This is a genomic window from Streptococcus sp. IsoGale021 (assembly GCF_031142795.1).
GTDB classification, from domain to species: Bacteria; Bacillota; Bacilli; order Lactobacillales; family Streptococcaceae; genus Streptococcus; species Streptococcus hominis.
The window spans coordinates 1-26,439 of record NZ_JAKZJH010000013.1 but is presented as its reverse complement, the minus strand read 5'-3'; the positions used below and the strand labels follow the sequence as shown (position 1 = coordinate 26,439).

Annotated in this window: 19 protein-coding genes and 4 pseudogenes; 4 read left to right on the top strand and 19 right to left on the bottom strand. The window is 40.1% G+C overall.

Annotated elements, in window-relative coordinates; all coding sequences use genetic code 11:
• Nucleotides 1-9 precede the first annotated feature (9 nt).
• From RG565_RS08465 to pnp, 5 genes are all read right to left on the bottom strand, one after another.
• Entirely contained in the window at nt 10-882 is an 873-nt protein-coding gene (locus RG565_RS08465; RefSeq protein ID WP_247937476.1) for a helix-turn-helix domain-containing protein, read from the bottom strand.
• Nucleotides 869-1,273, bottom strand: coding sequence for a Mini-ribonuclease 3 (locus RG565_RS08460; protein WP_003026238.1), 405 nt, complete (start codon nt 1,271-1,273; stop codon nt 869-871). Before RG565_RS08460 ends, RG565_RS08465 begins: the two co-directional genes overlap by 14 nt.
• Entirely contained in the window at nt 1,266-2,609 is a 1,344-nt protein-coding gene (cysS, locus tag RG565_RS08455; protein WP_247937477.1) for a cysteine--tRNA ligase, read from the bottom strand. Before cysS ends, RG565_RS08460 begins: the two co-directional genes overlap by 8 nt.
• A gap of 70 nt (nt 2,610-2,679) precedes the next feature.
• The gene (cysE, locus tag RG565_RS08450; RefSeq protein ID WP_126407798.1) at nt 2,680-3,264 is read right to left on the bottom strand and encodes a serine O-acetyltransferase; all 585 of its coding nucleotides are present in this window, start codon (nt 3,262-3,264) and stop codon (nt 2,680-2,682) included.
• Nucleotides 3,265-3,313: 49 nt separating this feature from the next.
• Nucleotides 3,314-5,494, bottom strand: coding sequence for a polyribonucleotide nucleotidyltransferase (gene pnp, locus RG565_RS08445; protein WP_247937478.1), 2,181 nt, complete (start codon nt 5,492-5,494; stop codon nt 3,314-3,316).
• Nucleotides 5,495-5,942: 448 nt separating this feature from the next.
• Between pnp and pepF the strand changes: the two genes are divergently transcribed.
• Nucleotides 5,943-7,742 carry an oligoendopeptidase F gene (pepF, locus tag RG565_RS08440; RefSeq protein ID WP_247937479.1) on the top strand — a complete coding sequence of 600 codons (1,800 nt, stop codon included), beginning with the start codon at nt 5,943-5,945 and terminating at the stop codon, nt 7,740-7,742.
• 76 nt (nt 7,743-7,818) lie between these two features.
• On the opposite strand, the gene RG565_RS08435 is transcribed toward pepF, so the two are convergent.
• The 7 genes from RG565_RS08435 to RG565_RS08405 all read right to left on the bottom strand — a co-directional run bounded on the left by RG565_RS08435 (nt 7,819) and on the right by RG565_RS08405 (nt 13,397).
• Complete coding sequence (locus RG565_RS08435) at nt 7,819-8,865, bottom strand: helix-turn-helix transcriptional regulator (protein ID WP_247937480.1); 1,047 nt, start codon at nt 8,863-8,865, stop codon at nt 7,819-7,821.
• Nucleotides 8,866-8,930: 65 nt separating this feature from the next.
• On the bottom strand, nt 8,931-10,199 hold the full coding sequence (locus RG565_RS08430) for an MFS transporter (RefSeq protein ID WP_247937481.1): 1,269 nt from the start codon (nt 10,197-10,199) through the stop codon (nt 8,931-8,933).
• Between the two features lie 192 nt (nt 10,200-10,391).
• Nucleotides 10,392-10,706 carry a thioredoxin gene (trxA, locus tag RG565_RS08425; RefSeq protein ID WP_049514583.1) on the bottom strand — a complete coding sequence of 105 codons (315 nt, stop codon included), beginning with the start codon at nt 10,704-10,706 and terminating at the stop codon, nt 10,392-10,394.
• Nucleotides 10,707-10,721: 15 nt separating this feature from the next.
• Entirely contained in the window at nt 10,722-10,943 is a 222-nt protein-coding gene (locus tag RG565_RS08420; RefSeq protein WP_247937482.1) for a DUF4649 family protein, read from the bottom strand.
• 162 nt (nt 10,944-11,105) lie between these two features.
• Nucleotides 11,106-11,375: a 30S ribosomal protein S15 gene (rpsO, locus tag RG565_RS08415; protein ID WP_003026255.1), complete on the bottom strand. Its 270-nt coding sequence runs from the start codon at nt 11,373-11,375 to the stop codon at nt 11,106-11,108.
• 134 nt (nt 11,376-11,509) lie between these two features.
• Nucleotides 11,510-12,238: a pseudouridine synthase gene (locus RG565_RS08410; protein WP_247937483.1), complete on the bottom strand. Its 729-nt coding sequence runs from the start codon at nt 12,236-12,238 to the stop codon at nt 11,510-11,512.
• Entirely contained in the window at nt 12,225-13,397 is a 1,173-nt protein-coding gene (locus RG565_RS08405) for an MFS transporter (RefSeq protein WP_126407811.1), read from the bottom strand. Before RG565_RS08405 ends, RG565_RS08410 begins: the two co-directional genes overlap by 14 nt.
• 258 nt (nt 13,398-13,655) lie before the next feature.
• Here RG565_RS08405 and RG565_RS08400 point away from each other — a divergent pair.
• Nucleotides 13,656-14,470: pseudogene (locus tag RG565_RS08400) on the top strand (transposase).
• On the opposite strand, the gene RG565_RS08395 reads toward RG565_RS08400, so the two are convergent.
• Complete coding sequence (locus tag RG565_RS08395; protein WP_041784048.1) at nt 14,467-14,700, bottom strand: hypothetical protein; 234 nt, start codon at nt 14,698-14,700, stop codon at nt 14,467-14,469. The pseudogene RG565_RS08400 and the gene RG565_RS08395 overlap by 4 nt on opposite strands.
• A 256-nt stretch (nt 14,701-14,956) precedes the next feature.
• Between RG565_RS08395 and def the strand changes: the two genes are divergently transcribed.
• The gene (gene def, locus RG565_RS08390; protein ID WP_003039413.1) at nt 14,957-15,571 is read left to right on the top strand and encodes a peptide deformylase; all 615 of its coding nucleotides are present in this window, start codon (nt 14,957-14,959) and stop codon (nt 15,569-15,571) included.
• 496 nt (nt 15,572-16,067) lie between these two features.
• Here the strand turns inward: def and RG565_RS08385 are convergent, their stop codons facing one another.
• From RG565_RS08385 to RG565_RS08375, 3 genes are all read right to left on the bottom strand, one after another.
• Entirely contained in the window at nt 16,068-16,298 is a 231-nt protein-coding gene (locus tag RG565_RS08385; protein ID WP_003039588.1) for a GlsB/YeaQ/YmgE family stress response membrane protein, read from the bottom strand.
• Between the two features lie 17 nt (nt 16,299-16,315).
• Nucleotides 16,316-16,513, bottom strand: coding sequence for a hypothetical protein (locus tag RG565_RS08380; RefSeq protein WP_247937484.1), 198 nt, complete (start codon nt 16,511-16,513; stop codon nt 16,316-16,318).
• A gap of 249 nt (nt 16,514-16,762) precedes the next feature.
• Complete coding sequence (locus RG565_RS08375) at nt 16,763-21,157, bottom strand: PolC-type DNA polymerase III (RefSeq protein ID WP_247937485.1); 4,395 nt, start codon at nt 21,155-21,157, stop codon at nt 16,763-16,765.
• A 99-nt stretch (nt 21,158-21,256) separates the two neighbouring features.
• Between RG565_RS08375 and RG565_RS08370 the strand changes: the two are divergent.
• Nucleotides 21,257-21,379, top strand: a pseudogene (locus RG565_RS08370) (ISL3 family transposase); the annotation flags it as partial.
• A gap of 57 nt (nt 21,380-21,436) precedes the next feature.
• Here RG565_RS08370 and RG565_RS08365 read toward each other — a convergent pair.
• The 3 genes and pseudogenes from RG565_RS08365 to RG565_RS09040 all read right to left on the bottom strand — a co-directional run.
• Entirely contained in the window at nt 21,437-22,291 is an 855-nt protein-coding gene (locus RG565_RS08365; protein WP_247937486.1) for a 5'-nucleotidase, lipoprotein e(P4) family, read from the bottom strand.
• 176 nt (nt 22,292-22,467) lie between these two features.
• A pseudogene (locus RG565_RS08360) lies at nt 22,468-25,767 on the bottom strand (pullulanase); the annotation flags it as partial.
• 416 nt (nt 25,768-26,183) lie between these two features.
• Nucleotides 26,184-26,280 (bottom strand): annotated as a pseudogene (locus RG565_RS09040) (YSIRK-type signal peptide-containing protein); the annotation flags it as partial.
• Nucleotides 26,281-26,439 lie beyond the last annotated feature (159 nt).

Here is a 26,439-nt window from a genome sequence, read left to right as displayed (position 1 = left end):
CACAAAACATTACACTAAATCATTGATGACAATTTGGTAACACAAAGTCAAATCTGTCAGGTCTTTTAGCTGTAAGCCCGTCAATTCTTCCCATTTATCGATGTGATACTGTAAAGTATTCCGATGAATATACAACTGTTGGGCAGCTTTTGTCACAACTGCCGTGTTTTCCCACAAAGCTGCAATAATATCAACGAGCTGATCTTGACTTTCAATCAATTGATGAAGTTTTTTCGTTAAAATTGGCAATATGAAATCCTTTTGACCAATCCCCCACAAAAAGAGTTGAGAAAAAGAATGCACATTGGAATGTTGAACCTGCTCCCACCATTTGACAAAAAGAGCATTTTCCGCTTGAAAAAGTTCTGGATAACTTTCTTCAAAAATTAGAGGCCAAATTTGCCCGATTTGAATCGTCAGAGTTAAGCTAAAGTCATATTCGATAGCCGATAAAGTATCACGGAGAACATCTTTTACAGGGACTAATTGCGTTTGATCCAGCACAAAGATGTAATCCTGAGAGGACAGCTGAAAATCTGCTATTCTATTGGGCAGTATGGTTCGCATCATTTCCAACCAAGACCCAATCGTTTCCTTTTCATAATGGAATAAATGACAATGGACGAACTGTAGCTTTTGAACGTTTTGAGGCATTTTGCCACGGTTATGAACCAAATAATCATACCAAGGTCCACCATCAAATGCAGAGTCTTTCCCAGTCAGTAAAGAAATAAGTTCTTGCTCTCGCTCTGTCAGACTGCTTTTTTTTAATAACAACCATTGATTACTTGAAATGGGAATTGCCACTTCATCCTCTTTTGCATTTGGATTGGATTGAAGCCTCCCTTGAGGAAACCACTCTAAAAGATCAGTTTTTGTCATGATGTGCGCCCTCCACTCTCACAATACACCAATCAATCAGCTCTTCTAAACGCTTGATTTGATCGGTCATGTGTAAATATCCCAGAACGGCTTCAAAACCTGTCGACATACGATAGGTTACAATATCTGCGTTTTTAGCTTTAGTATGGCTATTGGCATTGCGTCCACGCTTATAAATGTCTTCTTCCTTTTCTGTCAGAATTTTTTCTTCCAACATTTGCGAAATGAGATTAGCTTGCGCACGAGCCGACACATACTTGGTTGCTTCTCTGTGTAACTGGTTCGGTTTTGTCAAGCCTTGGAAAATCAAGTGACGGCGGATATAAGTTGAGTAGATAGCATCGCCTTCAAAAGCCAAGGCAATACCATTTATAAGATTGACATCAATCACGGATCCACCTCACTCCGTCCTTGGTATCTAAAAGCTTGATCCCTTTAGCTGCCAATTCATCACGGATTTTATCAGCTGCTGCAAAGTCCTTGGCAACACGCGCAGATTGGCGCTGCTCAATCAAGGCTTCAATATCCGCATCCAGTACTTCTGCTGTAAAGACAATACCAAAAACTTGCAGAAGCTCAGCAAAAGCGCTTTTCACCTCTTGATTGTAGTGACCGGAATTAATCCACTTAGCTAGTTCGAAAACGACTGTAATGCCATTTGCTGCATTGAAATCTTCATCCATAGCAGTGGTGAATTTATCCAGAAAAACCTGCAAGTCTGTCAGATCGACCGTTCCCGTAAAGGGTTGCTCGTAAGTATTTTTCAGATATTTCAGATTTACTTCCGCATCGTGAACGGCTTTTTCTGTAAAATTGATAGGCTTGCGGTAGTGCTGAGTCGCAAAAAAGAAACGCAAGACTTGTCCGTCAATGGTTTTAAGGGCATCGTGGACGGTAATGAAGTTACCCAGAGACTTAGACATCTTGACATCATCAATATTGACAAAGCCATTGTGCATCCAGTAGTTGGCAAAAGTCTTTCCAGTTTTAGCCTCTGATTGAGCGATTTCATTAGTATGGTGCGGAAATTCTAAATCAGCTCCACCGCCATGAATATCAATCGTATCTCCCAGAATTTCTGTCGCCATGACGGAACATTCGATATGCCAGCCTGGACGACCAGGTCCCCAAGGGCTATCCCAGAAGATTTCACCGGGCTTAGCAGCCTTCCAAAGAGCAAAGTCAACAGGATTTTCCTTGCGGGCCGTTTCTTTATCTGTCCGACCAGAAGCTCCAAGCTCTAAGTCTGCTAGGGTTTTATTGGCTAACTTAGCGTAATTAGGGGACTTTTCAACCCGAAAGTAAACATCCCCTTCTGACTCATAGGCAAATCCTTTGTCCACCAAGACTTGTACAAAATCAATGATGTCCGTCATATAATCCACTACGCGCGGGTGCCGGGTCGCTGGTTGAACCCCCAGCGCCGTCACATCTTCCCGAAAAGCAGCAATGTACTTGTCTGCCACTTCCTGAGGTGTGATCCCCTCTTCTTTAGCTCGATTGATAATTTTATCATCCACATCGGTGAAATTGGATATATAGTTGACTTCAAAGCCTTGATACTCAAAATAACGGCGAATCGTATCAAAAGCTACTGTTGAGCGAGCATTGCCGACATGGATATAGTTATAAACTGTCGGACCACAGACATACATCTTGACCTTGCCTTCCTCCAGAGGGACAAAATCACGCAGACTGCGGGTCATAGTATCATAAATTTTGATCATATTCTAACTTCATTCTTTCTGTTAAGTGGAAACTAACTTTTGGTTCCAGTGCTATTTTTGAGAATAGTATCTACAGCTTAGACGAATAATAACTTTCTTCGCGGATTTCTTCTAAATTCTTGATCGTTGGAGCATCTTTTTGCCCGTGAACTCGGACAATTTTAGCTGGAATCCCAACAACAGTCACATCACTTGGCACGTCTGCTACCACAACCGCACCCGCTCCGACTTTGGCATTTTCACCAATTTCAATCGGACCAATTAGCTGCGCATGAGCTGAAATAAGCGCACCTTGACGAACCGTCGGATGACGTTTCCCACAATCTTTCCCTGTTCCTCCAAGAGTGACACCATGATAGAGCATCACTCCTTTTTCTACAATGGCCGTCTCGCCAATCACTAAACCACTCCCGTGGTCAATAAAGACACCTGAAGCAATCTGTGCCCCCGGATGAATCTCAATCTGAGTCCAAAAGCGCCAAAATTGGCTATGCATCCGAGCTAAAAGTTTACATCCATGATCCCACAGAAAGTGAGAAAGTCGGTGAGCAGCCAAAGCCTTAATCCCAGGATAAGTCAACAGCACCTCAAGTGAGGAGCGAGCTGCCGGATCATTTTCTTTCACAATCGCTATCGTCTCTTTCCACCAACCCATGATGACTCCTTTCTAGCTTTAGACTGAAGGCAAATACTTAGCTACCTTTCTAGTCTTGTGCCTTTTCTTCTCGAACAACTTTATGCTCTTTATGTGTTTTATGATGATGTTTTTTTGCTTTCTCTTCTTTAGGAGGACGTGGTAGAAGAGCTTTCATAGAAGCGTCCACACGACCTTTTTCATCAATCTTAATAACTTTGACATCTACTTCATCACCAAGTTGCACCAAATCTTCAACCTTATTGGTACGCGTCCAAGCCATTTCAGAGATGTGCACCAAGGCGTCTGTCTTGTCAAAGAGATTGACAAAAGCACCGAATTTCTCAATCCGAACAACTTTTGCATGATACACTTCATCTACTTTTGCTTCACGCACAAGCGCTGTAATGATTTCTTTGGCACGGTTAATCGCATCTTGATCGCTAGAGTAAATAGAAACATTTCCTTCTTCGTCAATATCAATCTTGACACCTGTTTCTGCGATAATCTTGTCAATCGTTTCACCGCCTTTACCGATGACAATCTTAATTTTATCAACATCAATCTTGATTGTATCAATTTTTGGAGCGGTTGGTGCGAGTTCTGGACGAGGAGCTGGAATTGTCCGCTCAATCAAGTCTAAAATTTCAAAACGCGCTTTCTTAGCTTGAGCCAATGCTTCTTGCAGGATTTCAGCGGTAATTCCTTCAATCTTTATATCCATTTGAAGAGCAGTAATCCCTTCACGTGTACCAGCCACCTTGAAATCCATATCTCCGAAATGATCTTCCAGACCTTGAATATCTGTTAAAATCGTATAATTGCTGCCGTCAGAAATGAGCCCCATAGCAATTCCCGCTACTGGTGCTTTAATGGGTACCCCACCAGCCATGAGAGCCAGCGTCCCAGCACAAATTGAGGCCTGTGAAGAGGAACCATTTGATTCGAGGACTTCTGCCACCAAGCGGATAGCATAAGGAAACTCTTCCAAACTTGGTAATACTTGCGCAAGCGCACGTTCGCCGAGGGCTCCATGACCGATTTCACGACGACCTGGTGCACCATAACGACCCGTTTCTCCTACAGAGTATTGTGGAAAGTTGTAGTGGTGCATAAAGCGTTTCTTGTATTCTGGATCTAAACCGTCAACGATTTGTGTTTCGCCCATCGGTGCCAATGTCAAGACAGACAAAGCCTGAGTTTGTCCACGAGTAAAGAGACCAGAACCATGCACTCGTGGCAGATAGTCAATTTCAGCATCCAATGGACGAATTTCATCTACCTTACGACCATCTGGACGAATCTTGTCCTCAGTAATTAAACGCCGTACTTCTGCATGTTCCATTTGCTCTAAAATTTCAGCCACATCACGCATGATGCGGTCAAATTCTTCGTGGTCAGCATATTTTTCTTCGTAAAGGGCTATTACTTCGTCTTTGACTGCTTGCGTTGCGGCTTCACGAGCTAATTTTTCTTCTACCTGAACGGCTTTTTGAAGATCAGCATTATAGCCGGCTACAATTTCTGTTTGCAATTCTTCATCAACACGAAGAAGCTCAACTTCTGCTTTTTCTTTTCCAACTACTGCCACGATTTCTTCTTGGAAAGCAATCAATTCCTTAACTGCTTCGTGACCTTTCAGAAGGGCTTCCAACATCAGCTCTTCTGATAATTCTTTGGCACCAGACTCCACCATGTTAATCGCTTCTTTAGTTCCTGCAACAGTTAATTCCAATAACGAAGCTTCTTTTTGTTCTTGACTTGGATTGATAACCAATTCTCCATTAATATAGCCAACTTGTACACCAGCAATTGGACCATTAAAAGGAATGTCGGAAATAGAAAGAGCGAGAGATGAACCAAACATAGCTGCCATAGGTGCTGAAGCATCCGCATCATAAGAAAGAACGGTATTGATAACCTGCACTTCATTGCGGAAACCGTCCGCAAACATCGGACGAATTGGACGGTCAATCAAGCGAGCTGTCAAAGTCGCATCCGTTGAAGGACGACCTTCACGCTTGTTAAATCCACCAGGGTATTTCCCAGCTGCATACATCTTTTCTTCATAATTGACTTGAAGTGGGAAAAAATCACCAGTCGCCATTTTCTTTGACATGACGGCTGCTGTCAAAACAGTGCTTTCACCATAGCGCACCACTACGCTGCCGTTTGCCTGTTTTGCCACTTGACCTGTTTCAACTACCAAGTCTTTACCAGCAAAAGTAGTTTTAAATACTTGCTTTGTCATATATATTCCTCTTTGAGCCTGTGCTCAATTTCTAATTTTTTTATACGTCTTGCCTACAAAGATCAAGATACAAAGCATTAAAATTGATTGGTACTTAGTACCTAATCCATTTACACTAATCGCTAAATGCCTTGCTAAGTCAAAGCCTCTTGCCAAATAGTATTGATTTAACAAGTTCCTGTCGCAAATCTCGTTAAACGCTCACAATGTTCATCTGCTATACTTTTGAAATAAACAAGGATTGTCTCCAATAAGCCTTTAAATCCTCATCTTTGTATCAAGCACGTATAAACCTTATTTTATCATATTTTCAACTAAAAGAAAAAGCCTTAAAACAGCTTTTTACCAAGAAATTTTGAGAATTTAGCGATAATTTTTGAAATGCTGTCTATTTATTGCGTTTTTCTGCTATACTAGAAGAAAGTTAATGATAAGGAGAAATGGATTTATGGTTGAACAAAAACAACGTTCTGAATTTCCAGAAAATGAACTGTGGGACTTAACAGCCCTCTATCAAGACCGAGAGGATTTCTTGCGTGCGATTGAAAAAACGCGCGAGGATATCAATCAGTTCACACGTGATTATAAGGACAACCTTCATACTTTCGAGGATTTTGAAAAAGCCTTCGCTGAGTTGGAGCAAATCTACATTCAAAGAAGCCATATTGGCAACTACAGCTTTATGCCGCAAACAACGGATTACGGTGATGAAAGCTTTGCACAGATTGCGCAAGCTGGTACAGATTTTGAAACAGAAGCCAGCGTTGCGCTTAGCTTCTTTGACGCAACTTTGGTAAATGCCGATGAAAAAGTACTCGACCGTCTCGGACAACTACCGCATTTGACTGCTGCAATTCGTCAAGCAAAAATTCAAAAAGCTCACTATTTAGGTGCTGATGTCGAAAAGGCTCTGACAAATCTTAGTGAAGTTTTTTACAGCCCACAAGACATTTACACCAAAATGAGGGCAGGTGATTTTGCCATGGAGAATTTTGAAGTAGACGGAAAAGTTTATAAGAATAGCTTTATCAGCTACGAAAATTTCTACCAAAATCACGAAAATGCTCAAGTCCGTGAAAAGTCTTTCCGTTCTTTCTCAGCTGGACTTCGTAAACATCAGCATACCGCTGCTGCAGCTTATCTGGCTCAAGTAAAATCTGAAAAACTGATTGCTGATATGCGGGGATATGACTCTGTCTTTGACTATCTTTTGGCTGAGCAAGAGGTAGACCGTTCTATGTTTGACCGGCAGATTGACCTCATCATGACTGAATTTGCACCTGTTGCACAAAAGTTCCTCAAACACGTGGCTAAAATCAACGGTCTTGAAAAAATGACCTTTGCAGATTGGAAATTGGACTTGGATAGCGCACTCAATCCTGATGTCACTATTGATGACGCTTACGAACTAGTGATGAAGTCTGTTGCTCCGCTTGGAGAAGAATACACGCGCGAAATTGCCAATTATCAAAAAGAGCGCTGGGTGGATTTTGCAGCTAATGCCGGTAAGGACTCCGGTGGTTATGCGACTGACCCTTATCGTGTGCACCCTTATGTGCTCATGAGTTGGACGGGTCGTATGAGTGATGTATATACTCTGATTCATGAAATTGGTCACTCTGGGCAATTTATCTTCTCTGACAACAGCCAAAGCTACTTTAACACCCACATGTCAACTTATTATGTAGAAGCTCCTTCTACTTTTAATGAGCTGCTGCTTAGCGACTATTTAGAGCATCAATTTGACAATCCACGCCAAAAACGTTTTGCTCTTGCGCATCGCTTAACTGACACCTACTTCCATAACTTCATCACTCACCTCCTAGAAGCCGCTTTCCAACGTCGGGTTTACAATCTGATTGAAGCAGGCGAAACCTTTGGTGCTGCTAAACTGAACAGTATCATGAAAGAGGTTCTGACCGAATTCTGGGGTGATGCGGTGGAAATTGATGACGATGCTGCACTCACTTGGATGCGGCAAAGTCACTATTACATGGGACTATATAGTTATACCTATTCCGCAGGTCTCGTCATCTCGACTGCTGGCTATCTCCATTTGAAAAATAATGAAAGTGGAGCTCGCGATTGGCTCAACTTCCTCAAATCTGGCGGAAGCAAAACACCTCTTGAATCAGCTCGCATCATTGGTGCGGATATCTCTACTGATAAACCACTCCGTGATACCATTCAATTCCTGTCAGACACAGTTGATCAGATTATTGAATACAGTAAAGAATTGGAAGAATAACAGAAACTACTCAAAAATCCGCTTAGAAATTCTAAGTGGACTTTTTCGTCTGTAACTAATCTAAAGATCTTTCTGTTCACTTTTCTTCCAAGCCAAAGTCACTCGTCAGCTTGGCAATGATTTCTCTAAGTAAACTTTTATTTACATCATATTTCACATCTTTATGGTCACGATTAAAAAGTAGGAGTTTTGCATTGATGAGCTTTTGAGTATGAAAAGAAACCGCTGCTCCAGTAATATCTAACTCTTCAGCAATCCGTTTGCTCTTAGCATACGGTTTAGCTAATTCTACCATAACATTATAGCGTGTGCTGTCACTAAGTACCTTGAGAACTGCGGCAAACGTATCCATATCCAGTTCTGTTCCGCTTTTAAGTAGTTGATCAATGCGACAAGAAACGATAAAATAATGACTCTCTTTCGGTTCTGTTTCACTGAAGTAAGATAAAAACTGCACCACCCATGGACTGACAACATAAAGCCTAATAAATTGATTTTCTTTAAAATTCCAATCAAAATGAGACAGACTAGCAGACTCTGTAATGGTATCCTCCAATGAAAAGGATGCCGCATAAGCTCTACGTTCGGCAGTACTTTTTTCCAAGTAAGGCTGGTAAAGTGGAATAAGTTCCCGAGACAACTCTATTAACTCTTTCATAGCTTCAAGTGGCTTCCGATAAAATTGACTGAAATACCACTTAGTTTCTGATTTAATAGATGACGCTTCTAAATAATCCCAAAAATCTCCACTTTTAGCCATGTACTCAGGACCTGTGTTTAAGAGATCTTTTAACTGTTCTCTTATCGCTTCGGCATCTAGCTGCAAACAATAGGCATGTACCGCTTCAACCGATTTGGGCATCAGCCCCTTATCTACCATCTCCAAATAGCAACTTTGCAGCAAGGTGATTCCATAACCAGTCAAATAATAGGTTTCCATTTTTTCCTTATAAGGTTGAAACAAAAGGCGAAGCTCTTCCATTACAGGAAAAACATCTTTAAAAAGCTCACGCTCTTTGCCACTAAAACTTTCGATAGTCTCTCTTCTATCCTGTATCAGAGTAGATAGAGAAAATTGCTCCATTAAATCACTTGCTTGTTCTGAATACTGTACTTCCACCATTATCTTTACTCCTTCTTTAGTGTTATCTTATCAAATTCACCCTAACAAGTAAACTGTTTGGAAAGCTATTGCATCACTTGTTTAGCATTTTTTCTGGGCACTTTCAGTGTATAAAAGAATAAAATTGATGATAATATTAAAAATAAGAAAGCAATTTGGGCTGATGACAAGAACGTTACCAAAACTGCTACCAGCATTTGACAAAGAACTAAACCTAATGTGGAAAAACTACTAATCCCCGCACTGATTGTCGCCAAACGCTCCTCAGGAAGTGATGAAATGACAAAAGCATTCATCTTCGGCTGAAAAATGCCTACGATAACCATTGTCAAAAAATTAACCAAGAAAATAATATAAATACTGTGGAGTAAAAAACCAATAAAGAGAGCAGGAGGCATGAATACGGAAATCTTCAGTAAAAACTCCATACTTACTTTTTTTAATAAGGTCGTTACCAAAACACTCCCCAAAATATTTCCTACCAAAGTTACAACTGTAACGGTTGCTATAGTTGTAGCTGGATTGATAAATACAAAACTGGGATTTTCTTTCATATTTAGGAGGAGCAGTGCATTCTCTGCTGCAAACACAGCATTTAAACCAGCAATGGTAAAAATAGAAGTCTTTAAGATGAAGATATTCTGAATAGTTTGATAAGATTGCTGCAAACTATTCCATGTATTTTTAATAAAATGTCTCTCTTCCTCACGATTCTCAACAGAATAATGAATTGGATTGTCTTTGAGCAGTTTATTTAAACTAGGACGAAGTATCATCATTATCAAGGCACTAACTACAAAAGTTCCAGCATTAAAAAATGCAAGGTGTTGGTAACTCATCAGCCCAGCTAAAATTGCTCCACTGGATTGAAAGAGAATCTTTAGGATAGAGCTTGCTCCTTGACGAAAGGCATACATGGCTTCACGATCTTCCATTGGAATAATACGAAGGCTGAGTGGTATGTGCAAAGCATCTTCATATTGACCAGCTAGATCAGATAAAAGATTGACCAATACAGCTAAAATCACTACCCATAAAGCTGGCTGAAAGCCCATAGCCAGACCAATGAGCAGATATAGCCCTATCCGAAACAGAAGCGTCGCCAAAATCGTATCTACTTTCTTCTTAGTACGATCGCCCCACATGCCCATGAAAATCATCGTCAGAAAAGGCAAACTTTCAGATAAAGTCACTAAAGAGATTGCAAATTTTGCTTTTGGCAATAGCAGAACATAATTCATTAAAGCCAAATAATAGAGTACATCTCCAAAATTAGACAACATATCCGAGATGAAAGTTCCCATAAACAGTTTATTTTGCAATATTCGTTTCATTTTATATCCACTTTCTTTTTGTTAAGCAATCACTTAATTTTTATTAAATATAATTATACGCTTAATTTTAAATAAGTAAATACTTTATTTTAAGTTTTATTATGGCTCCTCAAGAATCTCTTTTTTTAAGTATCTGACTAAAAGTTTTCAGGCACCTAAAAATCCGCTTAAAAACTAAGCGGATCTTATGCTTTATCCTAATTCTGCCACAATTTGCTTGATTTGTGCTGCTGTATGTACCCCAGCGACTTGTTTTACAACTTGACCGTTCTTTTTAAATAAGAGAGTCGGAATACTCATAATGCCGAATTGCCGTGCAGTAGTTGGATTTTCATCAACGTCTATCTTCACAATTTTCAATTCATCTTCTGGAATTTCTGCGGAAAGTTTTTCCAAAATAGGAGCTTGCATGCGACAAGGTCCACACCAAGTTGCCCAAAAGTCAATAAGAACAAGACCGTCCTTTGTTTCTGCTTCAAACGTTGCATCAGTAATAGCTTTTGTCATCATTTTACCTCACTTTTATTTGTATTGATTTAAATCTTGCTTCATTAAATAAAAGAAAACATCGCCGTAAGTCCCTTGGTAATCCAATTCGTGTCCATTAACAAGCAGCTTTTGAACCGGGTAATAATCTGCTACATTAATCAAGCAGGCTTGCTGCGATTGCTCAAATTCTTGATAGCTTTCAAACGTTATAATCCTCTCTTGCTTACTAGCATCCAAATAAGTGATTTCAATCATGGTCATTCTCCTTTTTATTATTCAATTACATTTGTAATTATTTTTATAAATACATTGTATCAATAGCTGTTACAACAGTCAAGAGATATGCTTACTCTACCACATTTCTATTTCTAATGGTAGAAAAAAAGCTCTCATTTTCATGAGAGACTTTTAATTGAATTAACGACGAAGTCCGAGTGAGTTAATCAATTCGCGGTAACGGTTAACATCGTTCTTACGCAAGTAGGCAAGAAGGTTACGACGACGACCGATTTTTTTCATCAAACCACGGTAAGTAGCGTGGTCTTTTTTGTGTACCTTGATGTGTTCGTTGAGGTGGTTAATTTCCCAAGTAAGAACAGCTACTTGTACTTCAACTGAACCTGTGTCACCTTCGTGACGTGCATATTGTGCAATGATTTCATTTTTTTTCTCTTTTGAGATTGCCATGATAGACTCCTTTTCTTTACGCTTCATCCGAGTGTTAGGCTTGGCCCACCTAATACCAAGAAAAAGTTATTTGTCTTTAACGACATTCTTATTCTACCAAGAAGGAAAGGTTTTGTCAAATGGGACATTCCGGCTTAGAGTTCTACACCAAAAATAGTGAGTTTTTCTAATTCTTCTTTTGTCAAACGACGGAAAGTGCCTAATTCCAAACGCTTATCCAGCATAAGCGGTCCCATAGAAAGGCGTTCCAAATCTGTTACCGTTTTTCCGCAAGCCTGAACCATTCGCTTCACTTGGTGAAATTTTCCTTCAGAAATTATAATCTCCACCAGAGAAGTTTGCTGCTCTTCATTCACTTCTAATATGGTCAATTTTGCAGGCTGACAGGTAAAGTCCTTGAGCTCTATTCCTGCTTCAAAATGCTCCACATCTTTTTCAGTTATAATCCCATCTACCTTTGCACGATAAACTTTTGCTACATGCTTTTTAGGAGACAACATCGCATGTGCCAAAGCACCATTATTGGTTAATAACAAAAGTCCGTGAGTGTCAATATCAAGTCGTCCAACTGGAAAAACTTCTTTCTGGCGTGCACTTTCATCTAACAAATTCAAAACTGTTTGATGGTTAGCATCTTCAGTAGCTGAAATGACTCCTTTCGGCTTATTTAAAAGATAATATACAAATTTTTCATAGTCCAATACTCGCATATTGACTGAAATTTCGTCCTGATTTTCATCTATTTGAATTTTCGCAGATGTTTCTATTTTTCCATTAACCAAAACTTGCTTCTTTTTCAATAGGCGTTTGACTTCTGTTCGTGAACCAAGCCCCATTTCTACTAAAAACTTATCTAATCGCATCTTTTTCCTCATTTTGTTGATGAGTGACAAAAGCAGCTAAAATGGATACTGCTATCATGAGAACCCCTAGTACACTAAAAATAAAGGTTGGAACAGAAGAAATGATTCCAATCAAGGATAGGACGAATGTTGATACTGAAGCACCACTACTGCAACCCAAGACAACAATCGCTATTGCGCGATTGACCAAATGGGCAGGAATTTTCTCTGATACAATATGAAACACAGCTGTTAGAGATACGCTATAAGCAAAACCAGCCAACAGAGCACTTAAACTTAAGAACCAAATGTGGCTCGAAAAACCAATCATCACTTGACTGAAACCAAAAACAATTCCCGTTACTGTCAATAAGCGATTTTTCAACATACTCACTAAGCTGGCAAAGCTAACGCCAGCTAGAATCCCGACAAGCTGCATACAGCTGAGAATTAAGCTCGCTGTTTCAGCACTTCCCATTTTATTCTGTAAGACAAGACTTGGAATACGTAAATTGATAGCGACATTGGTACACACAATCATTCCAGCTATAAAAGCCAACAATATGCTTAAATGCACTTGTTTTGTGGTCATTTTCTGAGCAGACTTGAGATGCTCATGTTTATCGACTTTGCTTTTTTCATAAGGAACAAACAAAAGATATAGTGCTAAAATAATAAAGCCAACTGTATAAACTAGAAAAGTAGTTGTCCAACCAAAACGCAAGAGTTGCCCGACCGCTAAAGTCAACAGGGCCATCCCTACAACTTCTGCTGACCCACGGTAGCCCAACATCTGCACACGCTCTCTCCCTTGGAATCGCTCACTAATAATCGCAATTGCTCGAGGGTTCATCATACCTAGCCCTAAACCAAAAATAAATCGCGAAGCAAAAACGAGACCATAAGCTTGATTGAAAAATGGGATGAGGCCACAAAGAGAAAATAACAATAGCCCTAGTATAATCATTTGTCGCTCAGATAAAAAACGCTCTAAAATACTATTAAAAAGCAATAAAGACATAATCCCAATAGACGGCAAGGAGACTAATAACTCTACCTGACTAGAAGAATAATTCTTATAAAACTGAAACATTGCCGGTAAGGCGCTGGAAATTGAAAATGCCGTTGTCAACACAAATGATAAAGCCAGAATACTAGCCTTCTCCATGAATCTTTTCATCTTATCTTCTTTCTAAAATCACACTATCCCTATCATACAGTTTTTTATGAAAAGACGCAATCTAATAATCCACAAAGTTAAAGCAAACACCCCCTAAGTTGCTATTTTTATATCAACTTAAGGGGAAACTTTATAGGCTCTATAATTTCTATAGTGGGTAAAACTACCGCAGAGATTATGGAGCTATTTTTGTGTATACAAAAAGTCCCATATGACCTATAATGAAAAGCATCTAAACAACTCATTAGAAAGACTCATATGGAACAACTCGATTTTATCACAAAACTTCTTGGAATTGAAGACCAAAATATCAAAATAGACAATCTTTTTGATGCCGGTACTCACAAAGAAATCCTGGCCCACCTTGACTATGATGCCCCTCCATGCCCTGCCTGCAAGGGACAGATGGCCAAATACGACTTCCAGAAACCTTCTAAAATCCCTTATCTGGAGACAGCAGGATACAAAACCCTTATCCGACTCAAAAAGCGGCGCTTTCGCTGTAAAAACTGTGGAAAAATGGCTGTCGCTGAAACCTCCCTCGTCCAGAAAAATCACCAGATTGCCTCTGCAGTCAAACAGAAAATCGCTCAATTATTAGTTGAGAAGCAAGCCATGACTGATATTGCCCACAGGCTATCGATCTTAACCTCAACCGTCATTCGCAAGCTCAAGGAATTCAAATTTGAAACGAACTGGCAGAAACTGCCAGAAATTATGAGCTGGGATGAGTATAGCTTCAAGAAAGGGAAGATGAGCTTTACCAGCTTCTGCTCTTTCACTTTCAGGAAAAGCAAGCTAATCATTTCTTCGATCTGATTGAGGAGGTTATTTCTGATGTTCACCCAATTTTTCAAACCGTCTTTCGGACTTTCCTGAAGGGCAAAGACAAGATTACCAACGCCTTGGAACCACCTTATTTCAACGCCAAGCTGAAAGCGACTAACAATCTCATCAAGGTCATTAAGCGCAACGCTTTTGGATTCAGGAACTTTGACAACTTTAAGAAACGCATTCTCATCGCTTTGAACATCAAAAAAGAGAGAACGAATCTCGTCCTCTCTCAATCTTAGCTTTTCATCAACCCACTACAGTTGACAAAGAGCCGAATTTGGTCAAATTGATAGGTTCTTAAAACTTCTACTAAAATGGTTTCTTTTGTTTTCGGAAAAACTGTCAATTTTAATTTTTTTGAACTTTTTAAATCTGTTTCTCCCAAAAGATAAACCGTATCCTTTGGAAAAGCTTCTTGTATAAACTTTTTGGTTACATATCCCGTATTTCCAAATAGTAGAATTTTCAATTTTTTGTCCCTCCTAAAAAGTAATTTATTTTGTTACTAATAATATTTTAGGTATCCAACTAAATATCATACATATTTTTGCTAAAAATATCAAGCAAAATAGACTAATTTTTTACTAATTTATTTCGTGTTTTCTCCACATATTTATTACACGCCATTTCGATTCCTTTCTTTCTCCTTTATTTTGTGTTATATTTATCATATACGAAGAATTTAATTTGGAATAAAAATCCATTTTTAGAACGAAGGAGAAAACATGTCTGTTATTGAAAAATTAACAAAACCAGCTCATTTGATTGATATGAATGACATCATTCGCGAAGGAAATCCAACACTTCGGGCAGTCGCCAAGGATGTCACCTTTCCACTTACCGAGCAAGAAGTTATCTTGGGTGAAAAAATGCTCCAATTTTTGAGGAATTCACAAGATCCTGTGATGGCTGAAAAAATGGGACTTCGAGGCGGCGTTGGTCTAGCTGCACCTCAACTAGATCTGTCAAAGCGGATTATTGCCGTATTGGTCCCAAACCTGCCAGATAAAGAAGGCAATCCACCAAAGGAAGCCTATGCTTTGCAAACGGTTATGTACAACGCTAAAGTAGTGGCACATTCTGTTCAAGATGCCGCACTAGCTGAAGGGGAGGGCTGCTTGTCAGTTGACCGCGAAGTGCCTGGTTATGTCGTGCGCCATGCACGCGTCACTGTTGAATATTTTGACAAAGAAGGTGAAAAACACCGTATCAAACTCAAAGGATACAACTCAATCGTGGTTCAACACGAGATTGACCACACCAACGGCATCATGTTCTATGACCGCATCAATGAAAAAGAACCCTTCGCAATCAAAGACGGTATGTTAGTGATTGAATAATAAATAAGGGAATCTCTGATATAACAGCATTCCCAATTAAAATTTCTTTATAAAAGCACTATAACTCAAGAATACAAATAAAAAGAACAACTTTGGCTTCTGATAAACAGAAAATCAAGGTTGTTCTTTTTTGTAGTTATCGTGTGAATCTGTCTCAGACTCATGACTTTAGGATGACAAGCAATTTTAACGCAACTGCTATCGCACAAAACAAAGCACCGTTTTGAGGTGGTAAATAGAACTTGTGAAGCAAGTCTCATCTTCATTCGCTTTTGAAACTCCAAAGAGCAATTTTGATGAAAGCTTCATTTTCTGCATTCACTACCTCAACAGTCTGAAAAACTGTTAAATCGTCTTGTGGGATGAAACTATACGAGACATTTTGCACCGAAGCTTTGAAATAAGATAGCTGAGATTAACATTTTCAAATTTTAATTCCTTTGTGAGCGACTGCACTAGCAATTGTAGGTATCGGTCTCACTCCTATTTTTAGAAGTCAGCTTCCTCTTTCCCAGAAAATAGCTAAAAGAATAATCGCTCCCAACACAGATGGAATAATCGCTGTATCTGACAGATGAGGTCCCCAATTACCAAAGAGCATTTGCCCAAGCCAGGCTCCAAACCAACCTAGTAAAATCTTGCCAATACAGCCCATTCGTTCTCCACGATTGGTGATTGCTGCTGCAATTAGACCAATAATGAAACCGACAAACATACTCCCAATCATTTAGTTATCCTTCCTGATTATTTTATTATTCTCACTTTTGCACTATTTTTATGCAAACAGCAGCTTTTCTTCTTTTTGGAAGAACAGGCACGACTTACTAACACAGCCAAACTGACCAACGCCACCGAGGCAAGTACTACTTTTCCAGAAAATTCTAGTGAATAATGAAAATCTCTTAGAGCTTTTTTATCTTCAGCTGAAATCATTAACTTCATAATGTATCCTTTCTATTTGTAAATAGCTTACAAAGAACAACAAGAATCTATAAATTTTGTAAAAAATTTTACAAGTAGTAAAATTTCCACTCTACTTTGACTGTTTTAGTAGAACCTTTCAAAAAACAAGGAAGTCATTACCATGAAGCTGCAAAACCAATCATATTTTGCAAACAAACGGGCGAAAATTTTAGTCTAATGGCAACTGTCTCTGATGAAAGTTTCCCACATTCATCAAAAGAAAAGATCTTAGAATAAATCATCAAAGAGACTGAGCTGATTGTCTTCTGGCATATTGCCTAGAATCCCCATTTCATCCATTTTATCAACTAGAGTAGTGGATAAGCCACCGCGCTTGCGCAACTCGGTTTTTGAAAGAAACTCTCCTTCTGCCCGCGCTTTAACCAATTGATTTGCAACGTTGTCACCCAGACCGTCCATGGCAGAAAATGGAGGAATCAACATATCTCCGTCAATAAGAAATTCTGTCGCGTCACTCTTATACAGATTGAGTTTGCCAAATTTGAAGCCTCTTTCCAGCATTTCATTGACGATTTCTAGAGTTGTATAAAGGTCAATTTCAACATTGGAAGCTTCATTATTTTTGCGTTTTTCAGCGATTTCGTTCATCTTGCGCTTCACTGCATCTAGCCCACTACTCATGACTTTGATGTCAAAGGCTTTGGCACGAATAGAAAAGTAGGCACAGTAGTAATAAATCGGATGATGCACCTTGAAGTAGGCCACCCGCAAGGCCATCATCACATAGGCAGCCGCGTGAGCTTTGGGAAACATGTACTTAATCTTTCCACAAGATTCAATGTACCACTCAGGCACATTGTTTTCCTTCATGGCAGCGATATAGCCATTTCTCTCTTCATCAGAAATTTTGAGCCACATCCCTTTCCGCACCCGTTCCATAATGGTAAAGGCCATTTTAGGCTCTAAGCCCTTGTGCATCAGATAGACCATAATGTCATCCCGACAACCGATAACGGTGGACAGGTCAGCAATTCCCTGCTTAATCAAATCTTGTGCATTGCCCAACCATACGTCAGTACCGTGAGACAATCCTGATAATTGAAGCAATTCCGCAAAGGTCGTTGGATGAGTTTCATCCACCATACCCCGCACGAAGTTGGTTCCAAATTCAGGAATCCCCAGCATACCAGTCGGCGTACCTATTTGCTCCTGCGTTACTCCGAGAACATCTGTCCCAGAAAAGAGAGCCATAACTTCTTGATCATCCATTGGAATTTCATTTGGGTCAATGCCAGATAAATCCTGCAATTTCCGAATCATGGTCGGGTCATCATGACCGAGAACGTCTAGTTTTAGGACATTTTCATCAATATCATGGAAATTAAAGTGGGTCGTTTGCCATTCTGCCGTCAAATCATCCGCCGGATACTGAACTGGTGTGAAATCATAGACATCCATATAGTTTGGAATAACCACAATTCCTCCAGGGTGCTGTCCAGTCGTCCGTTTGACACCTGCTGCACCTTGCGCCAATCGCTCTACTTCTGCGTCACGGTAAAATTTATTGTAATCCCGCTCATACCCTTTCACAAAACCATAAGCTGTTTTGGCAGCGACTGTACCAACCGTACCAGCACGAAAGGCATATTCCTCACCAAAAATATCTCGGACATCCAAGTGAGCACTCGGTTGATCTTCACCAGAAAAGTTCAAGTCAATATCAGGCACCTTGTCACCATCGAAGCCAAGGAAGGTTTCAAAAGGAATATCCTGTCCATTTTTACTCAACTTATGTCCACAATGCGGACAATCTTTATCTGGCATATCAAAGCCTGAACCGTAAGAACCGTCCGTAATAAATTCTGAATACTGGCATTTACCACAAACATAGTGAGGAGATAAAGGGTTTACCTCAGTAATCCCAATCATGGTCGCCACAAAACTAGAGCCGACCGAACCACGTGAACCCACCAAATAGCCGCGTTCATTTGAACGCTGTACCAACATTTGCGAAGCCAGATAAATCACGGCAAATCCATTCCCCAAAATGGAGGATAATTCCCGCTCAATTCGTCGGTCTACAATATCTGGTAGTGGATTTCCATAAATTTCAAAGGCTTTGGCATAAGTCATTTCAGCGACTTTTTCCTCTGATTTGTCAATAAATGGCGTATAGAGGTCACCTTTCACCACTTCAATCGGTTCAAAGGTTGCTGCCAATTGATTTGGATTGTCAATAACCACTTTGTGAGCTAATTCATCACCTAAGAAGGCAAACTCATCCAACATTTCATTGGTTGTGCGGAAATGCGCTTTTGGAAGTGGAGCTGGTTGAGCATTTTCGCCATGTCCAATGGTACGGTTAATCATCGCTCCTTGCCCTAGACTACGGACGATAATTTCTCGATAAATTTCTTCTTCAGGCTCGATATAATGCACATCACCTGTAGCAAGAACAGGCTTGTCTAATCGATTTCCCACTTCAATCAAATTCTTAATAATGGTATGAAGCTCTTCGACATCCTTGACCTGCTCTTTAGCAATCAACGGAGCATAAATTGCTGGCGGCATGATTTCAATAAAATCGTAGTATTTTGCGACTTCCACTGCAGCATCAACACCTTGCGAAACAACCGCGTCAAACACTTCTCCTTCTGAGCAGGCTGTTCCTAAAATCAAGCCTTCTCGGTGCGCATCCAAAACTGTTCGTGGAATCCGCGGTACGCCCTCAAAATACTTTGTATTAGACAAACTGACTAATTTAAAAATGTCCTTCAAACCCGTTTGATTTTTTACATAAATCGTAGCGTGTTTGACCCGCGCTTTTTTATAGGAGTTTTCATCCACCAAATCTGTATTTAGCTTTTGAAGATTGGTAACGCCTCGTTTTTCTGCCGCATCGTTAATGAAAATAAAGAGTAGGCGTCCTGTCGCTTCCGCGTCATAATTAGCCATGTGATGATGATCAAGCGATACTTGAAAACGCTTAGTCAGTGGTCCCAAACCGTGACGCTTGTATTCTGGATAGAGATTGCGAGCAAACTCCAAAGTATCAATGACTGGCTGCGTAATTCGTGGCAGTCCATGCCGTTCATAATTGACATTCATAAATCCCACGTCAAAGGTAGCATTATGGGCAACAAGTACCGTATCTTGACAGAAGTCTTGAAATTCCCGCAAGACCTGCTCCAGTGGCTTCGCATTTTTGACATGCTCATCTGTAATCCCCGTCAGATCTGTCGTAAAAGCACTCAAAGGATGCCCCGGATTGATAAACTCGTCAAACTCGGCAATGACATTGCCCTTGTACATCTTACTTGCCGCGACCTGAATCAAGTCATTGTAAATAGCAGACAAACCGGTAGTTTCCACGTCAAAGACAACATAAGTGGCTTCCTTGAGCTCCATATCCACTTCGTTATAAGTAATAGGAACTCGGTCTTCCACGATATTAGCTTCCATGCCGTAAATCAGCTGAATACCTGCTTTTTTCGCAGCTTTATAACCATGCGGAAAGCTCTGCACATTCCCGTGGTCAGTAATCGCAACTGCCTGATGTCCCCACTTAGCGGCTGTCGCAATCAATTCCTCCACTTCTGGAAGAGCATCCATAGTTGACATATTGGTGTGCGCGTGAAATTCAATCCGCTTCTCACCTTCTGGCATCAAGTCTTTCCGCTCATAATGTGTCACTTCTTGCACATCTTGGACATTCATGGTTAAGTCATGCGTGAAGTTATTCATTTCAATATTTCCACGCACACGCAACCAAGAATTTTTCCTAATGATGTCAAATTTTTTGGCTTCTTCTTCGTTTTTAAACCATTTCTGAAGGGCGAAGCTAGAAGTATAGTCGGTCATCTTAAAGTTAATCAGCACACGCCCTGTGCGGGTAACTTTTTGCTCAAGATCAAAGACCATACCTTCAAAGACAATGCGATTTTCCTCGGTCTGGATGTCAATCATCTGCGTAATCTCTGCCTTGTCCAGCTTTGGTCGGGCAGCCGCTTTTCGTGCTTGAAAATCAGAATAGTTTGATTTTTCTTCAGCTGGTGGTGGGGCCATTTGTTGCAGCGCTTCGATAGCTTTTAGTGCCTCGTCATTAGCCGCTTGCACAATCTTTTCTTTTTCGGCTTGGAAAGTTTCGACTTGTTGCTGAGTCAAGGCGTCACTTGCTTTGACCTGACAGTGAAAATGCGGAAAGCCAAACTTCACCAATTGCTTGGCTAAATTTGGCAAATGGATTTTCCGAAAATGCTCCGTATCAATACTGGAGGGTCCCTCAATCCAGAGCTGATCGCCGTCCGCATGCACCTTTAACTGTTGGTACATACTACGAAAGCCCTGACTGGCGCAAGGTCCTTCTGTAAAAGCCTCTTTGTAATAATCCTGCAACAGCTCCTCTGTAAAATCTTGATTGGCAGCCTTAATTTCAAAAATAGCTTGGTTGCCCGTCTTAGAAAATTCTTCATTTAAACGTTTTTTTAATTCTTGAAACAACTCAATGGGTAAAATTTCTCCAAAAGCAAACTGAAAATCCCAAACATGACTGACGGTATGCACTAAAACTTGCTCAATTTCTGCATGTAAAAAGGCACTTGATTGTCTCATATCAAGTGGCATATTGATTTGATTCATTAAAATTTCAAACGTAGATGACATCTTTTTCCCTCGCCTTGTAATGAAACTATTTTACCATAAAACAAATGAATTTTCGATTAAAAAATAGATAAGGAATATCCCTCATTGTTTTTAATATAAACCAATCATCTCATCAAGGACGTCAAATGCTAAGCTTTTGGTTTCCGGAACTTTGACAATTTTAAAACGAAAATTCTCATCGCTTTGAACATCAAAAAAGAGAGAACCAATCTGATTCTCTCTTGCACTTAGCGATAGGTTACCCACTACAGTTGACATTGAATCTGTTTTTCCTTTTTATTATTTATAACCTTGCAACGCTTTTTGGCGTTCTTCAGTTTGGCCTTTCGCATCTAATTTTTTACCTTTATAAACGGTGCTTTCCCATGAACCGTACATTGGATTTGGGAAGATGATGAACTTTTCACCGAATTCGTTCTTTAATTCTTCTAATTTCTTACTACGTTCTTCTGCTGATGTTTTTGAGAAATCCGCAAAGTCAACGAGGTTGTCACCTAAAAGCATGGCCAAATTCGTCGTTTCTTGTACTTTCTGACGGCGACCTTCTTTTGATTTCACACCTTTTTCTAAAAACATCAAATGATCTTTCCCTTGTACTGGAATACCTTCCTTTTCCAAATTCTTAATTGTCGCGTCTACCTGGCTCGCATCACGGTCAGAAATATAGTAAATTTGAACACCGTTTTGATGTGCATATTGGAGAAATTCTTTGGCACCAGGAACAGCTTTAGCTGAAGCTTTCTGTACCCAAGCATCCCAATTTTTAGGATTAAAGGCCGTACCGTCTTTGACATTTTGAACTTGATAAGGACTGTTGTCTAATACCGTTTCATCTAAGTCAAGAACGATTGAGTAAGGCTTATCTGTCGGTTTTTGCAACAATTCTTTCAAACGATTCGTCGCAACATTATAACCTTGCAGGTACAACGCTTTAGCTTCATCTGACTTTTGATACCAAAGAGTGGACATGGTGTTTTCCCTTGACCGCAATTGATCATAAGTCATCGTAACTTTATTGTCAGATGTGTTGCTTTGCGTAGCCTTATTATCAGTTGCTTTTGTCCCACAACTGGTCAATAAAATAACCGAAGCAAGAGCTGAAAAAATTGTGATTGTGGCTTTAGATGATTTCATAAAACCAATCCTCCTAATATTAATCTGTCAAAATTATAGCGCTTTCATAAAGACATTTCAAGATATCTGTCTAAATGTAGAAGAAAAATAGATTTACAGAAGACAGCTAACAAGTTCATCTAAAATAATGAGCTGTAAGGAGCTTAGAATCCCTACAGCTCACAAACCTTCAATCTTTATTTCTTTTTCTTAAGGACAACTACACTTGATAACAACAAGCCAATTCCTGCTAGTACGCCAGCAATGGAAATTGTCGTCCCTGTGGACGGTAAAGTCTTATCTGCTTTTCCAGCTCCTGCTTGCTGTTGCTGCGTCTGACTAGCTGAAGTATTTGACTGTGTTGACGAAGTCGTTGTTTGACCAGACTCTCCTTTCGGCGTAGAAGGCTTGGTTTGATTTTGTTCTTCTTTTGGTTTTTCTTGATTTGGTTTGCTATTTTTTTGAATGCGTAAAATCGTCGCTGTCAATGGTGCTAAGGTAACCCCGTCTGCTCCTAAGGTCACACCAGCTGGATTTGAAATAGCCGTTACCCCTGCGGTATTACCGTCTGCCACGACTTGAGCATTTGCCAAATGCTTGTAGGCTTCGCCAAAGTTAAACTTCCGCTCCTTGTTATCCGCATTAACAAAGACAGCGTAAATGTCTCCATTTGAAGCCACAACTTGGTAGCCAAGAACTGTATCCTCTTTTTCAACCCCGTCTTTACCCGGCTGAGTGATTAAAGTAACATTTTGATCGACTTCGGCTTTGGTCTTGCGTGTAAAGGCATCTGTTGACTTCCGCAAAGCAATCAGCCCTTTCACATAGTCGCGGCTCTTCGTATTTTCAGGGAATTTGTCACCGTTTGTTGCCTTTATCCAGTCAAAATGATTAACCGCATCGCTCGAATCATAAGAGTCGTGGATAAAGTAAGGATATTCAAATGGTGTACCGTCCGCATTGGTCAGTAGATGTGATTTATTTGGTACTTTGTCTTCTGAAACAGGATATTTATAAGCAGGGTCACGGAATTGCTTGGTTCGTCCATATTCTTGCCCAGAGTGAAGGAATGGCGTCCCTTGAGAAGTAAGAACCATTAGATTGCCCAAACGCAGGCGACGGTGAATTTCTTGATTGTTCGCTGCGATAGCTGGATCTTTTTTAATGGATTGAGCAATCACATCAAAGAGAGTCAGATTATCATGCGCAGCAATGTACTGAATCACATCTCCCGGATCATCTGCTTCAAAATTCGTTGGTTGTGCTTTGATGTTTTTGAAAACATCTTCGACATTGCGTTTTCCACCTGTGATAAAGGCAGGTGCTCCTTCGTTCGGATAACCAGATTTCAAGGTATTTCGAATATCATCTGAGAATACACCGACTGTATCGGTAGATTTCATCCAAGATTGATCCGCTGGTTGGACTGGTTTATTTTCATCTCCAGCGTAAGTCTTCCACCCCTCACCTAGCATCACCAGATTTGGATTGAGCTTTTTAGCCTCCTCATACGCTTTTTGAATGGATTCTGCATCGTGATCTCCCATCATATCAAAACGGAAGCCATCCACTTTGTATTCGCTCGTCAAATATTTGATAGAATCCACCAAAACACGACGGCTCATGTAGTGCGTCGTTCCCAAACGTCCGCCACCAAAACTAGTTCTAGGAGTGCCGTCTGCCTCCATAAAGTGATAGTAATTCGGCTCTAAATCTTCAAAAATAGAGGTCTTTGCCGTGTGATTATAAACCACATCCATAATCACACCCATTCCGCGCTTGTGAATTTCATGAACAAGATTTTTAAATTCTTCAATGCGCTTAGCTGGATCTGTCGGATTGGTTGAATACATTCCTGTCAAGGAGAAGTAGTTTTGTGGATCATAACCCCAGTTGTAGTTGCTATTGCTAGAAACATACTTGTCCAATCTTTCGGCATTTTTCAATTCATTGACAAAATAATAACTTAAAACCGGCAGCAACTGAATATGAGTAACCCCAAGTTCTTTTAAATAATCCAATTTTTCAACGAAAGCTGAGAATGTTCCAAATTGATACTTCAAATCCTTAGAAATGGCTGCGTCAGAAGTAAAATCACGGACGTGCGTTTCGTAGATAACTGCATCCTCCCGGCTCTTGAAGCCTGGAATGTTCGCATAGGTCAGATTTTTCGGACCAAGCTCACTTGGGTCAACAAAGGCTGCCTTTGCAATCTTGTAAGACTCACCTTTTTCGGCATCTTCGCTGTTCCAAGCTGCCAAAGATTTGGCGTATGGATCCAAAGCTAGTACTTTTTTATCACCGCGCGTGATTTCATAATGATAAAAATAACCGTGATAATCCTTAATTCCTAGATTTGTTTGCGATGTCAAACTTGTCCTCCAAGTACCAGCTTCTCCTTTTGTCATCGCTACTTTACCAACTACTTTGTTCTGATCATTTTTATCATAAACAACCAAATCTACCTGATACGCACTTGGTGACCAGAAGGTCACATCCACTTTCGTACCTTTTTGGCTAACACGCGCACCCAATTCACCATCATATTTGTAGAGACTATCCTTCAACTGCCAATTCATACTGATTTTAAATTGGTCGTTGCCATACTTTACCTTATAAGGAGCTTGCGCTTGTCCAAAGTCTCCTATGATTTTTGCTTTCTTTGTTTTGGGATCAAGCACAATGTCTTTCACAACCACTTCTTTACTGTCCTTGTCTGTAATTTTTAGATTCTTAAGAATATCTTCCTTTTTGGCATTTTCAAGGGTTGAGAAAGTTGCTTCAATCTCCGTCAGGCTGACATGCTGAGCACCTGTCATGCGGATATCATTGACAAAATACGGATTGGTATAAATATTCGGATCTACATCTCGGAGGAAAATTTGACTGTTTTTCTTCAAATTTGTCAGATTATAATCCTGCGGTTGAATCTTCACATCGTCACCTGATTTGCTTTCATCTAAAAGCAGAAAACCAATTGCTTTTGCAGCATCTTTTAAAGGAACATCTACATAGCGACCATACTTGCCTGTTTTTTCGAAATCCACTCCGTCAGGCCAATTTTTGCTAGGATTTCCCACATCTCCCCAGAGCCAAAGAGACTTCTTGTCATAATTCCCGTCTGTCCGATAATAATTGATTCGTACCATGCCCTCTTTTAGAGGCTCATAGGTATGAAGATTGTAATCCTTGTCAAACCAGACCTCGTTCATATTCGGGCTGAGCAATTCAATCGTCTTGTCACCTGTTAGGTTTGTACCTGCTGTATTATTGATTAAGAGACTAATCTTGCTCCGTTTTTGTGCCATTTTGACATCAAGATAATAGCCATAATCATCCTTTTTAGCCATTGAAAAGCTAGTTGCTCCTGTCGGCCAGCTGCCTTTTTGGCTGGAAGGTGTCTCCACATCATCCCAGGTCCACAAACCAAGACTAGCTAAATTCTCTGACGGAAGTGTCTTAAAGTGCAGACGAATGCTGCCTTCTTCGATTTTGTCTTCTTTAGCTGGTGTCGCAGCTGATGCAACTTTCTCAACAGGCTTCGTTGCCGTTTTTTCTTCTGCTGCTTGTGCAGTTTCCTTCTCCGTAGATTGAACTTCCGTACTTGAATCCGTCGTTGGAGCTGGGGTATTTTCTCTTACGGAGCGAGCTTGAGTCAAGTCAAGTTTTTCTGATGAGCTTCCCTCAGTTGAAGCTGTACGTGAAGAATTGGCAACACTAGATGTTGACAAAAGCGAGCTGCTTGCTTGCTCTTGATTTTCCGAAACGACTGCTTGATGATTCGTCACTTCTACTCCATCAGACTGCTCACTTGTTGGTGATGTTGGTTGCACCGTTTCAATAGATGTGTTTTCGACACTATTTGCTTCCTCTGCTTGCGCTAAGACATTCCCCGCCAAAAAAATACTAGCAGAAATAGCAATAGACGCTACCCCTACTTTTAATCTGCGAATTCCAAAATACTGACGCTTCTCAGCTGTTCGAGATTGTAAACGATAAACTTTCTTCATAAAAAGAAAACTCCTTTATTTTTTAGTTGCACAAATATTTTTAGACTAGTGCAAACGTTTTCTGTAGATATTATATATATTTATCAACAAAATGTAAAGGCTTTCAAACAAAAAATCTCTGTTTTTTTGACAAAGGTTAAATGTATTTTCTATATTATT

What these genes read in the sequence shown, in the direction of transcription:
- RG565_RS08405 (WP_126407811.1), bottom strand. Translation starts at nt 13,397, where the DNA reads ATGAAAAGATTCATGGAGAAGGCTAGTATTCTGGCTTTATCATTTGTG.
- cysS (WP_247937477.1), bottom strand. Translation starts at nt 2,609, where the DNA reads ATGATCAAAATTTATGATACTATGACCCGCAGTCTGCGTGATTTTGTC.
- pepF (WP_247937479.1), top strand. Translation starts at nt 5,943, where the DNA reads ATGGTTGAACAAAAACAACGTTCTGAATTTCCAGAAAATGAACTGTGG.
- RG565_RS08430 (WP_247937481.1), bottom strand. Translation starts at nt 10,199, where the DNA reads ATGAAACGAATATTGCAAAATAAACTGTTTATGGGAACTTTCATCTCG.
- RG565_RS08375 (WP_247937485.1), bottom strand. Translation starts at nt 21,157, where the DNA reads ATGTCATCTACGTTTGAAATTTTAATGAATCAAATCAATATGCCACTT.
- RG565_RS08420 (WP_247937482.1), bottom strand. Translation starts at nt 10,943, where the DNA reads ATGATTGAAATCACTTATTTGGATGCTAGTAAGCAAGAGAGGATTATA.
- RG565_RS08365 (WP_247937486.1), bottom strand. Translation starts at nt 22,291, where the DNA reads ATGAAATCATCTAAAGCCACAATCACAATTTTTTCAGCTCTTGCTTCG.
- RG565_RS08410 (WP_247937483.1), bottom strand. Translation starts at nt 12,238, where the DNA reads ATGCGATTAGATAAGTTTTTAGTAGAAATGGGGCTTGGTTCACGAACA.
- RG565_RS08465 (WP_247937476.1), bottom strand. Translation starts at nt 882, where the DNA reads ATGACAAAAACTGATCTTTTAGAGTGGTTTCCTCAAGGGAGGCTTCAA.
- pnp (WP_247937478.1), bottom strand. Translation starts at nt 5,494, where the DNA reads ATGACAAAGCAAGTATTTAAAACTACTTTTGCTGGTAAAGACTTGGTA.
- cysE (WP_126407798.1), bottom strand. Translation starts at nt 3,264, where the DNA reads ATGGGTTGGTGGAAAGAGACGATAGCGATTGTGAAAGAAAATGATCCG.
- RG565_RS08385 (WP_003039588.1), bottom strand. Translation starts at nt 16,298, where the DNA reads ATGATTGGGAGTATGTTTGTCGGTTTCATTATTGGTCTAATTGCAGCA.
- trxA (WP_049514583.1), bottom strand. Translation starts at nt 10,706, where the DNA reads ATGACAAAAGCTATTACTGATGCAACGTTTGAAGCAGAAACAAAGGAC.
- RG565_RS08435 (WP_247937480.1), bottom strand. Translation starts at nt 8,865, where the DNA reads ATGGTGGAAGTACAGTATTCAGAACAAGCAAGTGATTTAATGGAGCAA.
- def (WP_003039413.1), top strand. Translation starts at nt 14,957, where the DNA reads ATGTCTGTTATTGAAAAATTAACAAAACCAGCTCATTTGATTGATATG.
- RG565_RS08380 (WP_247937484.1), bottom strand. Translation starts at nt 16,513, where the DNA reads ATGAAGTTAATGATTTCAGCTGAAGATAAAAAAGCTCTAAGAGATTTT.
- rpsO (WP_003026255.1), bottom strand. Translation starts at nt 11,375, where the DNA reads ATGGCAATCTCAAAAGAGAAAAAAAATGAAATCATTGCACAATATGCA.